We start from the raw sequence: 12,362 nt of genomic DNA, 5'->3' as shown, positions 1-12,362 counted from the left end.
TTGGTGTCGTGACAGTTAACGGGGAAATCACCAGTCCGCCGGAGATCGATGCCGGCCTGGCCGCCGCGGCGCTGGCCGTGTTCGCGCACCGGCACGAGGTCGTCCATCTGCTGTACGCCGCCACGGACGAGCCGGACGCGCTCGCCCGGATCGGCGGCCTGCTGAAGGTCGACGAGGCGGCCATCGCACGGGTTCTGGACCAGCCGCTGCGCTGGATGCTTCCGCAGTTCCGCGCCGAACTGGAGACGATCGCGGCGACGCCGGGCTCGCCCGGCGCCGCAACCGCGAGCGCCGCCACCAGGTCCGCTGCCAAGTCGTCCGGCGGGGCTCCGGCGGGCGGTCCCTCGGATCTGCAGCCGGCGGCGACCAACTGAGCCCGCGGCACCGGTAACACCGGCAGGGCGGACCGCTCCATCGGTAGGTTGGAGCGGTGCACACGCATGGGCGGGACATCCTGGAGATCGCGGACGAACTGGCCACGGCGTACGTCGAGGTGTTCACGGCGCCGCCGTTCGAGCACCGCGATCCCGAGGAGACCCGGATCGCGTTCCGGAAGCGGCTCGGGACCGATGCGGAGCGGGACGGGTTCCAGGCGTGGATCGAGCGGTCGGAGGACGGCCGGATCGCCGGGTTCCTGACCGGATGGACGACGCCGGCGCCGTTCCGGACCGACCGGTCGTACGGGAGCGTCCTCGACCGGATCGGCCGCGAGCAGGTCGAGGAGCTGCTGATCGGCGCGTACGAGGTGGACGAGCTCGGCGTACTGCAGCACGCCCGCGGTACCGGCCTGGCCCGGCGTCTCCTCGAGACCGCCACGCGCCACCACAACCGCGCTTGGCTCCTCGCCTGGAACCAGAACCACGACGCCGTCGCGTTCTACCGGCACCTCGGCTGGCAGGAGCCCGAGGTCCGCGGGCCTGAAACCGACATCCTGGTGTTCGTGGCCGGCGCCCCCGATCTCCGGAAAGAATCCGTCACCAGCTGACGAATTCTCACCGGAAACCCGCGGTCGTCAGAGCCCGAACAGGGCGATGGCGTTGCGGTGGGTGACGGCCTCGTGCTCGTCGGGGGTGAGGTCGGCGGCCTCGAGAGCGCCGAGCGCGACCGACGGATCGATGAGCGTGGCGTCGGTGCCGAACATCATCCGGCCGGGGTCGATCCGGTCCAGGATCCAGCGGATCCGGTTGGCCTCGGGCGCGGACCAGCACGGCTCGAACCAGACCCGGTCGCAGCGGTCCGCCGCTTCGGGGACCCGGGGCCAGCCGTTCGCGCCCATGTGACCGGCGAGCACCCGCGCCCCCGGGACCCGGGCAGCGACGTCGGCGAGATCGACGACGGTGTCGCCCCAGGTGTGGACGAGGGTGGGCAGCCCGTACTCAGTGGTGAGCTCGATCGCGGCCTGCATCGCGGGCGACGTCATCGGCGTCCGGCTGTACTCGGTGTGGATCTTGGCACCGACCCACCGCGTCCGCCCGTCGCCGGCAAGGAGCTCGTCGAGGTCGGTCCGGGCCTCGTCGAGACGGCGCGGGTCCACGACGATCATCCCGCGCAGCCGCGGATCGGCCGGGAGTTGCTCGGCGAGGGAGCGGTTGCCGAGCGGAGCGTCGTACACGATGGCCTCGATCGCCGAGACCAGTTGGAGGTCGATGCCGAACCGGTTGAGGCCGTCGATGTTGGTGTCGATACTCGCGACGTCCATCGAGAAGAACCACGGTCCCCAATGGGCGTGTACGTCGATCAGCATGCGGGCTCCAGCAGAGTCGTGAGACTGCGGCTTCCGGCCTGGGCGATCTCGTCCGGGCTGAGCTTGGACGAGAGCAGCCGGCGGATCACCGAGCGGGTCTCGTGGAACGGCGTCCGGCACCCGAGCACCAGGCGCTCGGCGCCGACCTCCGCGGCCACGATCTCCAGCGAGTCCGGTCCGGTGAGCATCCGGGTGGAGGTGTGGAACCCGGGCTCGGACCGGGCCAGCAGGACGAAGTCGCCGAGATAGTAGAAGTGCGTGTCGAGGAACACCACGCGCGCGCCGAGCCCGCGCAGCGCCGGGCCCACCTTGCGGACGTCGCCCTCGGTGAAGATCGTCAGTCCGGCGTCGACGAGCAGTTGCGCGACGTGCCCGAAGGCCGGGTACGCCGGCTCGACGCTCTGCGCGGTCGGCGCCAGCCGGATCGCCCGCGGCGGCGTGTCACTGGCCAGCTGACGCTCCAGTTCCTTCTCCGCGCCGAGCGGATCACGCAGGTCGAGCACCGGGCACGTCGACCAGCCGTTGCCATCAGCAACCTGCCGCGCCTCGTCGTTCCCGGACGGTACGTCGAAGTGCACCGCCCGCAGCCCGGACACCACGCCGCCGGAGATACCGCTCTCCGCGAACACCTTCGCGACGTTCTCGGGCCGCCCCCAGCGCCCCGTCGTCACGTCGTGCCCGACCAGAACGTCGCAGTCGAGCAGCAGGGGATTCTCGGTCATGATGCCTTCCGGGACAGGGCTTGGTGGACCTTGCGGATTGCGGTGACGATGTCGTCGACGTCGGATTCGCTGTAGTTCTCGTTCCAGCCGAGGACGAGCAGTTTGCGGTCGATGAGTTCCTCGGCGTTCGGGCACAGGCCGGCCGGGTACGAGACGTCCTGCAGCGGGAATCCGGACCGGCCGTACGTGATCCGCTCGCGGACGGCAGGTGCGGCGTACAGCGGGCTGGTCAGGTACCCGCCGTTCGCCGGCACACCCTCGGCGGTCAGCGCCGCGGCCCATTCGCGCATGTCGCCGGCCGCCTCGGAGATGATCAGCGGGTACTGCCAGTACACGTGGTCCTGCCCGTCGGGCGGGGCGGTGACGCCGACCAGATCCGCGATCCCGGCCGTCGCCCGCAATGCCGCCGTACGACGGTCCTGCACGACGCCACGTAGACGGTTCAGTTGGGCGCGCGTGACCGAGGCGACGAGTTCGGTCATGCGGTAGTTCAGCGCGAGGAACAGGTAGGTCCGCTCGTCGGTGTCGCGTGGCCAGCCCTTGTCGGCGAACAACCGCATCCGGCGGGCGTGCTGCGCGTCGTCGGTCACCGTCAGACCGCCGTCGCCGGCGCTGATGTGCTTGGTCTGCTGGAGACTGAAGCATCCGATGTGCCCGATCCGGCCGACGAACGTGTCGCCGACCGGCGCGAGATACGCCTGCGCGCAGTCCTCGATCAGCAGGATCCCGTGCTGGTCGCAGAGCTCACGCAGCTCCCGGACGGCGGCCGGCTTTCCGAACAGGTGCACGACGATCACGGCTTTCGTGCGCGGCGTGATCGCGGCGGCCACGGTCTCGGGCGTCAGGTTTCCCGTGATCGGGTCGACGTCCGCGAACACCGGAACGGCGTTCTGCATCATGATCGGAAACACGGTGCCCATGTCACTGATCGGCGTGGTGATGATCTCGTCGCCGGGATCGGGGTTCACGGCGGCGATCGCCAGGTGCAGCGCCGCCGTTCCCGAACTGCAGGCGACGGCGTGGCCGGCGCCGAGCAGGGACGCGAACTCGAGCTCGAGCGCGGGAACCTCCGTTCCCCAGGTCGCCGAGAGCATGCCGCTGCGCAGCACCCGCTCGACCGCCTTGATCTCGTCGTCGCCGAAGCGCCGGCCGCTGGCGTTCATCACCGACGGCAGCGGGTCCGTGCGGACCGGCGTACCGCCGTCACGGGCAAGCTGACTGTTCTCCATCAGACGATTCCTTTGCTTACGGCAACGGCAACTGGACGAGATCGCGGTCGGCGAGACCCCAGACCGAGTGCTCGGCCGTCTGCTGCACACTGCGGACCGGGGTCAGCTGCGGCACGGTGTACCACCCGTCGCCGAGCTTGTTCACGAGCAGTTTCGCCGTGCTGAGGCCCGGGCCCAGCTGGTACAGGTTCCCGCCGAAGTTCGTTTCACAGTAGACGCCGGTCCGGTCAGTGTGGATCTGGCCGTACCCGGACAGCTTGTTCGCGCCGCGGACGACGGCGCGCGTGCGCAGGTCGTACGTGAACCAGCCGCCGCTGGTGCGCTTCAGAACGCCGTACAGGATGCCGTCGTGAACAGCGACGCTCTGGATCGAGCGTTCTCCGGCGAGTGGCTCGGCGGCCCAGAGCAGTTCGCGGCGACCCACATCGAATGCCGCGATCGCCGCCGAGGTGCGCGTCGGCGGGATGCCACCGCCGCCGACCACATCCCCGCCGAGGTACGCGATACCGTCGACGATCGAGACCGACAGGACGCTCTGGTCCGGGAGTACGCCGTAGTGCACGTCGAGTTCACCGGTGCGTACGTCGAGCAAGGTCAGGGCGCCGGTCAGCTTCCCGGTGCCCGGTGCGGAGGCGATCGCGAGCAGCTTCGACTTCGGGTCGTACGCGGCCTGCCACGGCCGGATCTGCTCGTGACCGATCGTGCCGAAACTGTGCACCTCCTTGGTCCGCGGGTTGATCCGGACCACCTCGGTGCTCGGATACAGCGCGGAGTACAGCTCGCCCCGGACCCAGTTCAGTGTCTTGGCCTCACCGGCGACCCGGAACCGGCGCGTGACGCCGGTGTCGATCGCGTGCTCGGTGACGACCCAGTGACCGCCGACGTACACGTGCGGGTCGCCGATCACGATCGACTGCGGCTTGTCCGGCGCGGGCGTGAACCCGGCGTCGACGAGATCGAGCAGCTCGAACTCACCCGTTCCGACATCGAGCCACCACAGCACGCCGGACCCGGTCGAGCCGAGCAGCGTGCTCGCGTCGAGCATCACGAGACGGCGATGCTCGTCCGCCGGCGCCGGCGTCGCCACCTCGGTGAGACTGGTGTCCTGCGGCCCGCACGACCACACCGTCCCCGACGTCCGAGTGGTCAGGTACGTCGTGCCGTCCGCGGCGACCGTGATCGCGTCGACGCTCGACTGGCCCTCGGGCAACGGCACACTGCGTACGTCGCTGCCGTCGAGCGCCATGCTCAGCAGCGCCTGGCTGCTGCCCACGTAGATCCGGTCGCCGGCGCCCGCGAACGGGCCGAAGTTCTGCCCGCGGGACGCCTCGGGCGTGATATCGCGGAAGACCCCGGTACTCCGGTCGTACCCGACCAACTGCGACGGCGTGTAGATCCCGGCGTACACATAGTTGCCTGCGGCCCCGACGTAGCGCCCGTACTGCGCTCCGGGAACGGGGGCGCCGAGCTGAGTGGCTGTGTTCGTCGCGGGATCGATCTGCCAGACGGCGCCGTTGGGATAGCTGACCGCGAATACCTGGCCGTCGGGTGCCGTTGTCATGTCCCAGACGAAGCCGCCGGGACCGGCGAGCGCTCTTACGTGCGTCACTGATCCGTCGGCCGGGTCGAAGCAGTAGACGTCGGCAGTCGGATAGAGCCCGCAGTAAACCTTGCCCGCGGCAACCGTGATGCCCCAGCCGCCTTCGCCGGTCGGCAGCTCCACCGTCCTGGTCACGCGGCGGGTGGTCAGGTCGACCTCGGTCAGCCGCGGCGGAACGATACCGCGGCTGATGACGTAGGCGTGTCCTTCGTGCACCGCCATCGCGACGACGGCGGCTGTGACGACGGCAGGGCCGAACGTAGGCAGCGTGGAACCGTCGATGGGTCCGTCCTCCGCGTGAGCAGTGGCTGGGAGAGTGGTCAGGGCGCCGGTCGCCAGCGCTCCGGCGAGAGCGGTACGGCGGGAGATGATCATCGGAGCCCTCCGATGCGGACGAGATCGCGGCCCTTGATCGTGTAGAGCGCGTTCCCGTCGTACGACGTGGTGATCAGCGGGTAGCTGTAGATCTGCGCTCCCAGGCCGTCGACCACGGTGCTCACGGCCGGGGCGCCGGTGCGGTTCGGCGTGATCTTGAAGACGCGCTTGTTGTCGGTGCCGTAGAGGCCGGTGCGGGCGATCGTGAGCCGGCTCTGACCGGTGCCGAGCGTCGCGCTCGTGACGAGCTTGCCGGTCCCCGGATCGAGGACGGCGAGCCGGCCGTCGTCCGTGGTCGCGTACAGCCGGCCGCGGTAGAGGGCGAGATCGCTGTAGGTCTGCGCTCCGGACAGCGGGGCGGTCTCCCAGAGCACCTTGTTGCGGCGCTGGTCGAACGCCGCGACGGTTGCCTCGGGCAAGATCGGGTCCGTGCCGAGGCTGTTGCGGGTCGCGCCGCCGAGGAACGCGACGCCGTCGGCGGTCGTCACGGAGCGGACCGACTGGTGCGGTACGACGCCGCGGTGCACCTCGCGCTCGCCGCTGACCAGGTGCTGTTCGACGAGTGTTCCGTCGTACTTGCCGTAGTCGGGTTCGGTGGAGACCAGCCACGTCTGCGAGCGGTCGTCGTACGCGGCGTCTGTCGGGCGGGTCTGCTCGTTGCCGACCTGGCCGAGTTCGTGCAGGTCGGTGCCGTCGGGGTTCATCTGCCAGAGACGGGCCAGTGTGTAGACGCCCAGATACACGCTCTTCCCGACCGGCGTCATCGTCTTCGCCTCGCCGGGCAGGAACGTGCGGGTGCTGGTGCCGGCGGCGAGATCGTGGACCTGGACGCCGGCCTTGCCGCTGACCAGGACGGACGACGGCGTGGCGGCGAGCGCCATCACCTGTTCGGGCGCGGGTGGCAGACCTGCCTGGCCGAGATCGGTGCCGGTGAAGGTCCCGCTCGCCTCGTCGAAGTCGACGACCTGGCTGGTCAGCTCGGCCCGTATGGTGCCGCTCGTCGACCCCTCGACGAAGATCCGGTTGAAGTACGCACCGTCGTACGGCGAACCGAGGCGCGTCAGCGCGTTGTCGCGGTACCGGTAGAGCGTGCCGGACGGGCGGGTACCGAGGTAGATGTCGTCGCCGCTGAGGGTGATCGCGGTGACGTACTGGTCCCCGCCGGGCGTCTGCACCTCGACCGGGTTGCTCAGGTCCGTGGTGTCGAACACGAGCATCGTGCCGGTGGGGGAGAGGCCCGCGGCGAGCCTCGTTCCGTCGAGGGCGAGAGTGGCGACGAACGTGCGGTCCGCGTACTTGGCGGGCAGCACATCGCGGCGTTCGCCGGTCGCGCGGTCGATGGCGATCAGGTGCGCCTTCGTGCCGACGCCGGCGTAGATCGTGGTCGCATCGGCCGCGATGCTGCGGACGTACTGCTCGCCGGCGATGGCGGCGCCGTACGACTTGGTCGCGCCGGTGGCCGGGTCGTATTCGTGGACCCCGCCGTCGGGATAGGTACCGACGACGATCTTGCCGTCCGGGGTCGCGGCGATCGACCAGACGAACGGGCCGAACTGCGCGACCTTGGTCGCGGCGCCGGTGATCGTGTCGACCCTGTAGACGTCGCCAGGGGTGTAGAGGCCGATGTACAGGTCGGTGCCGATATGGGTCATGGCCCACGCCCCGGCGCCGGTCGGCAGGGAGAACTTGCGGTCGACGGTCTTGCCGACCGGGTCGAACGCACCGACCTGGACGGGCGAGACGCCGGAGGTGATGGTCCAGATCCGGTCGCCGACCTGCTCGGCGACGCTGGTCGAGGTCACGGCAGACGCCGGACCGAGGCTGGTGACGGTCGGAGTTTCGGTCCCGACCGGAACAGTCGCCTCAGCTTGAGCGGCAGCGCTGTTGAGAGAAGAAGTGCTCACCAATCCTGTGCAGATGAGCAGAGCGGCAATCATTCCCCGTGCGAATCGCTTGTCCACAAGGCCTCCCGGGACAGTGCGCACCGAATTACGGTCATGGCTGAAATTAGCCGGACGCGCGTCAGTGCGTCAACCGCTGGGGAAATAATCAGAGATGAACGCGGTAGACCACGAGCGGGCGGCCGCTGCCGGTGCCGAGCTGGGTGCCAGTGGCATCCGCCAACCCGGCGCGCTCGAGGCGGTTCAGGACGCGGCGCGCGGTCCGCGGCTGGATGCCGAGGTAGTCGGCCACGGAACGGGTGGTCAGCCCGTCCTCCGGGGTGGCGCGGACGAGCTCCTGCAGCCGTTCGAGCGTCGCCTTCGAGAGGCCCGCGCGTTGCGCGAGCAACTGCAGTTTCGAGCGCTGCTGGGCCCGTGGCGGTGCGCCGCCGACCAGCACGAGATCGATGTCGTTGCGCAGCGACACGACGGCCGCCGTACGTCCGGCGGTCTTCGCCCGGCCGAGCGCGCGGCGGGCCAGCGCCTCGGTCTCGGTCCCGGACCCGCCGATGCCGAACCCGATCCGGACCGGTCCGAACTGCTCCTTCAACCGGGTCAGCATGCTGAGCTCGGTGAACGCCGCGGTCGCCTGTTCGAGCGGTCCGCGCGTCGCCACCACGAGCCAGCGCTTGTCGTCGTACCGGATGACGCTGCCGCCGAGAGAGCCGGCTTCGCGCCGCAGAGCGCTCTCTGCGTCCGGAGAAATCTCCACCAGGCCGAGCGCGATCTGCGCATCGTCACTGCGCAGAGCGTCGTGGACCAGGAGCAGACTGTTCACCGCCGAACGGACCGAGTGCACCGACGGCGCCAGCCGGAGAGTGGTCTGCTCGGTCCGGAGTTTCTCGTACGCCGACCGCAGACAGGTGATCGCGACGGTCGCGCCGGCCTCGTGGTGGAACGCGACGATCTCGTCGAGGCTCAGGCCCGGCCGGTACGGCAGCACGCGGACACCGCGCATCGGGAGCCCGACCTCGTCGAACGTCTCCCGGACGTCGCCCTCGTCGAGTACGTCGATGCTGAGTGACGTCACGTCGTGCCCCTCGCGGAGCAGCTGGACCAGGGCGCGCATCAGGGTCGCGCCCGTGTACTCGACGTGCGCGGCGGGGCGGTCCAGGAGGTCCTGCGCGGCGGCGATCTGGTACGGGACGACGCCGGTGAACAGCCACGCGTCGACGCTGCCCGGCGCGTCGGCCATCACCTTGGGGGTGTCGGTCTCCCGGCGGTACCGGAGCGGGACCACCTCGACGCCACGGAGCCCTTTGATGATCCGGCTGGTGGAGGTGACCAGGTCCGACGGTCCTACTACTCCGATCGTCGTCACCACGTGTGGGCCCCCTCCTTCATGGGGGTCAGTCTCACCACAAGACCCCACCGCTGCAAGAACCCGCGCCGTGGTCGGTTACGTTCGCTTCATGGAGCGCGTTCTTGGGTGGATCGACGAGGGTACGGCGCTGTGCCGCGAAGCACTGGGCGACGTCGAGGCGCCGTCGCTGCTGCCGGGATGGTCACGGCGGCATGTCGCGGCGCATCTGTCGCTGAACGCCGAGGCACTGGGGAACCTGGTGGAGTGGGCGCGGACCGGCGAGGAGCGCCCGATGTACCCGTCGCGCGAGGCGCGGGACGCGGACATCGAGGCCGGTACGTCGAGGTCGGCCGATGAGCTGCGGTCGTGGTTCGAGGCGGCGACGACCGGGCTGAGCGCGTCGATGGCGACGCTCACGGACGCGCAGTGGCAGGCGGAGGTCCGCACGTCGCGGGGCGAGCCGATACCGGCGACCAGGATCCCCTGGATGCGCTCCCGCGAGGTGATGATCCACGCCGTCGACCTCGGCACCGGCCTCACGTTCGCCGATCTCCCCACGAACTTCCTCGAAGCCCTGTGCGAAGACATCCGCACCGAACGCGGCGACGTACCCAAGGTCAACGGCCCGCTCCCCGAGATCGCCGCCTACCTGACCGGCCGCCCGTACACCAATGTCACCGGCCCGGAAGGCAACGCCGCACACCCCCTCGCCCCCTGGCTCTGAAGTAGGGCGCAGGCGGGTTGGGGAGGATTTCCCGCCCAGAACGGGAAACAACCCTCCCCAAGTGCCTCACTTCCCGCGTGCCCACGGCGGGGTCATTTGAGGATGCGGTAGCGGAGGTGGGTTACGTCGCGGGCGGGGAGTTGGCGGACTTGTTCGAGCTCGATGTACTCGGCGGGGAGGTTGTCGAAGAGGCGGCGGCCCTGGCCGAGGAGGACGTTGACGACGTGCAGTTCGAGCTCGTCGAGGAGGCCGGCGCGGAGGAGGGACTGGGCCGCGCCGGCACCGTGGACCATCACGTCCCGGTCGCCGGCGGCCGCCAACGCCTGGGCGGCGCAGTCGGCGACGTCGGAAACGTAGACAGCGCTCCCCGGCGGTACGTCGTCCTCGGCGACGTGGTGGGTGAGGATGAACATCGGTACGCCGTCGTGGTGGTCGCCGTTCCAGCGGCCGGCGTGCTCGTAGGTACGGCGGCCCGCGATGAGAGCCCCGGTGGCGAGCGACTCGCGGACCACCTGCCCGCTCGGCCCGTCGGAGTGGCGGTCGTCGAGCCAGTTGAACAGGCGGAACCCGCCGCGTCCCATCGGATTCTCGGGACTGTCGTCGGGGCCGACCACGAATCCGTCGAGCGACATCGACATGTAGAGCCGGATCATCTCGGACCTCCTAGTGATTGGGGGAAATGAAACACGTTGGAGGGGTCGTACTTGGCCTTGATGTCGCGGAGGCGGGGGAAGTTCGGGCCGTGGTAGGAGGTGTGCGCGTCGGTCAGCTCGGGGTCAGGAAAGTTGGGATAGACGGCTCCGGAGGCGTAGGCGTGGGCGATGGACCAGGAGCGGCGTACGGCGTTGCGGTCGGGGCCGGCGTGTTCCAGGAGGAAGCGCTCTGTGCGGTGCGCGAAGGCTGTCGCGTCGACGGGCACGCGGTTGTAGACGCCGCCCATCGGGGTGAAGTTGAGTTCGCAGCCGGCGTTGAGGAGTTGGGTGATGGCGTCCGGTGGTAGCGGGTCGCGGAAGAACTCGGACTTGCTGTGGATGATGCGGTTGTCCGGTCCGCCTTCCGAGAGGCTGGCCTTGAGTTCGGGCCAGGTGAGGCCGGCGAGGAGGTCGATCTCGGGGGCGAGGGTGGCAAGAGGGCCGGGGTCGAAGGCGGTGAGGGTGGCGCCGAAGACCTGCACGTGGTTGGCGTTGACGGTCAGGCTGGCGGTGAGCTCGTCCGGTGCGTCGGGGGCCCAGGACTGCCAGGCGGAGATCACCTCTGCGGCGCGGCTGCGTGGCCAAGTGAGTTTGAAGCGGGTCGCGGTGGGTGACGGTACGGCGTTGAAGACGAGCGACGTGACCACGCCGAACTGGCCGCCTCCCGCACCGCGGAGTGCCCAGAACAGGTCGGACTCTCGCTCCGCGTCGCAGGTGAGGACGTTGCCGTCCGCGAGTACGACGGTTGCGGCGACGAGGCGATCGCAGGTCAGTCCGTACCGGCGCCCGAGCAACCCGAGCCCGCCTCCCAATGTCAGCCCCGCGATCCCGACCGTCGGCCCACACCCCGCCGGAATCGTCAGCCCGTACTCGTGCAACCCCCGGTAGACGGAAGCAAGCCGAGCCCCCGCCCCGATCGTCGCGAGGGCCGCAGTGGGCTCGACTGAGATCGTGGAGAGGGGTGACAGGTCGAGCATGAGGCCTGTGGTGGAGGAGCGGGCGGCGAAGCAGTGGCCGCCGCCGCGGGGAGTTACGGGGAGGTTGGCGGAGCGGGCATACGCGAGCGCCTCGATCACGTCGGACGACGAGGAGCAACGCGCGATCGCCGCGGGGCGGATGTCGTCGTACAAGGGCAGCGCGGGTTTCCGCAGTACGTCGTACAGCGAGTGGTCAGGCCCGATCAGGTCCATGGGCTGACGTTAGGATGTGGCGACCGGGCTGTGCTTGAACGAAACGGTCGTACCACCCGGCGAGGAACGGCCGGTACGACGCCGAGTGATCGTGACCGCAGTCGCAGCGATCGGCCTTGTCGCCGAGCAACTCGCGCGGGGTCACCCCGGTCAGCCGCACGCACTCCCGCGTCAGATGCGCGTGGTCGGCGTACCCGGTCTCGGCCGCGAGATCCGACAGCCCGCTCCCGAACCCTGCCTGCGCCAACGCGAGATACCCCTGGAACCGCAGCGTCCGCTGCAACGCCTTCGGCCCGACCCCCGTCGCCGTCAGGCACCGCCGCCGCAACTGACTCTCCGACAACGCCAACTCGTCCGCCAGTTGAGCAATCCCTGTCGGCTCCCACGGCATCAACCGCCGCACCATCTCCGCCACCACCGGATCCGGCCGAAGCGGCCGCCCGGCCAGGTACCGCTGGACCGCGAACAACGCCGTCTGCGGATCAGCGGCATCGGCCACTGCGCACCCGAGAGCGTCCGCCGCAGGACCCCACAACTCCACGTCACAATCGACGAGTTCGTCCGCCGGTACGCCGAGCATCGGCGTCCCCGCGCCCGGCATGAACCGCACGCCGACGATCGTCGTCCGCGGCGGAATCACCTGCAGCTGTGCCCGGGTCAGCGGCCCGATCAGCCGCGGTACGCCGCCGACCGGGCAATGCAGTTCGACCCCGCCCGTCGGCAGATCACGCTGCGGGTAGGGCTGCGATCCGGTGCGTTGGATCCAGACCGTACGGACGAGACCGGCGAGTGCCGGCACCGGCGCGCTCTCGTCGTACGTCTGCTCCATCCGTCACACCTCCA

At 69.7% G+C, this 12,362-nt stretch carries 12 protein-coding genes; 3 read left to right on the top strand and 9 right to left on the bottom strand.

Annotation, left to right across the window (positions count from 1 at the left end; genetic code table 11):
• Nucleotides 1–8: 8 nt before the first annotated feature.
• Together EV137_RS33225 and EV137_RS33220 are read left to right on the top strand one after the other, a co-directional pair.
• A complete protein-coding gene (locus EV137_RS33225; RefSeq protein WP_134132107.1) occupies nt 9–374 on the top strand; it encodes a hypothetical protein in 366 nt (121 codons plus the stop codon).
• Nucleotides 375–430: 56 nt separating this feature from the next.
• Nucleotides 431–985, top strand: coding sequence for a GNAT family N-acetyltransferase (locus tag EV137_RS33220; protein ID WP_134132106.1), 555 nt, complete (start codon nt 431–433; stop codon nt 983–985).
• A 27-nt stretch (nt 986–1,012) separates the two neighbouring features.
• Here the strand turns inward: EV137_RS33220 and EV137_RS33215 are convergent, their stop codons facing one another.
• The 6 genes from EV137_RS33215 to EV137_RS33190 all read right to left on the bottom strand — a co-directional run bounded on the left by EV137_RS33215 (nt 1,013) and on the right by EV137_RS33190 (nt 8,934).
• Nucleotides 1,013–1,744 (bottom strand): amidohydrolase family protein, encoded by a 732-nt coding sequence (locus tag EV137_RS33215; RefSeq protein WP_134005434.1) that lies wholly within the window; start codon nt 1,742–1,744, stop codon nt 1,013–1,015.
• The gene (locus EV137_RS33210; protein WP_134132105.1) at nt 1,738–2,466 is read right to left on the bottom strand and encodes an amidohydrolase family protein; all 729 of its coding nucleotides are present in this window, start codon (nt 2,464–2,466) and stop codon (nt 1,738–1,740) included. Before EV137_RS33210 ends, EV137_RS33215 begins: the two co-directional genes overlap by 7 nt.
• Nucleotides 2,463–3,695, bottom strand: a complete 1,233-nt coding sequence (locus tag EV137_RS33205; protein WP_134132104.1) for a DegT/DnrJ/EryC1/StrS family aminotransferase — start codon at nt 3,693–3,695, stop codon at nt 2,463–2,465. The genes EV137_RS33210 and EV137_RS33205 overlap by 4 nt, the downstream gene beginning before the upstream one ends.
• A 16-nt stretch (nt 3,696–3,711) precedes the next feature.
• Nucleotides 3,712–5,670: a Vgb family protein gene (locus tag EV137_RS33200; RefSeq protein ID WP_134132103.1), complete on the bottom strand. Its 1,959-nt coding sequence runs from the start codon at nt 5,668–5,670 to the stop codon at nt 3,712–3,714.
• Nucleotides 5,667–7,574 (bottom strand): outer membrane protein assembly factor BamB family protein, encoded by a 1,908-nt coding sequence (locus EV137_RS33195; protein ID WP_134132102.1) that lies wholly within the window; start codon nt 7,572–7,574, stop codon nt 5,667–5,669. The genes EV137_RS33200 and EV137_RS33195 overlap by 4 nt, the downstream gene beginning before the upstream one ends.
• Nucleotides 7,575–7,719: 145 nt before the next feature.
• Nucleotides 7,720–8,934, bottom strand: coding sequence for a helix-turn-helix domain-containing protein (locus EV137_RS33190; protein ID WP_134005424.1), 1,215 nt, complete (start codon nt 8,932–8,934; stop codon nt 7,720–7,722).
• 88 nt (nt 8,935–9,022) lie between these two features.
• On the opposite strand from EV137_RS33190, the gene EV137_RS33185 reads away from it, so the two are divergent.
• Entirely contained in the window at nt 9,023–9,637 is a 615-nt protein-coding gene (locus EV137_RS33185; RefSeq protein ID WP_134132101.1) for a maleylpyruvate isomerase family mycothiol-dependent enzyme, read from the top strand.
• 92 nt (nt 9,638–9,729) lie between these two features.
• Here EV137_RS33185 and EV137_RS33180 read toward each other — a convergent pair whose 3' ends face one another.
• The 3 genes from EV137_RS33180 to EV137_RS33170 are packed head-to-tail and all read right to left on the bottom strand — an operon-like array spanning nt 9,730 to nt 12,348.
• Nucleotides 9,730–10,290, bottom strand: a complete 561-nt coding sequence (locus tag EV137_RS33180; RefSeq protein WP_134005420.1) for a dihydrofolate reductase family protein — start codon at nt 10,288–10,290, stop codon at nt 9,730–9,732.
• Nucleotides 10,287–11,519 (bottom strand): FAD-binding oxidoreductase, encoded by a 1,233-nt coding sequence (locus EV137_RS33175; RefSeq protein WP_134132100.1) that lies wholly within the window; start codon nt 11,517–11,519, stop codon nt 10,287–10,289. Before EV137_RS33175 ends, EV137_RS33180 begins: the two co-directional genes overlap by 4 nt.
• Nucleotides 11,500–12,348, bottom strand: a complete 849-nt coding sequence (locus EV137_RS33170) for a helix-turn-helix domain-containing protein (protein WP_134132099.1) — start codon at nt 12,346–12,348, stop codon at nt 11,500–11,502. Before EV137_RS33170 ends, EV137_RS33175 begins: the two co-directional genes overlap by 20 nt.
• Nucleotides 12,349–12,362 lie beyond the last annotated feature (14 nt).

The organism is Kribbella pratensis (assembly GCF_004366075.1).
In the GTDB taxonomy this organism is placed as follows: domain Bacteria; phylum Actinomycetota; class Actinomycetes; order Propionibacteriales; family Kribbellaceae; genus Kribbella; species Kribbella pratensis.
The sequence above is the reverse complement of the archived record's forward strand: the minus strand, read 5'-3'. Positions and strand labels throughout refer to the sequence as shown.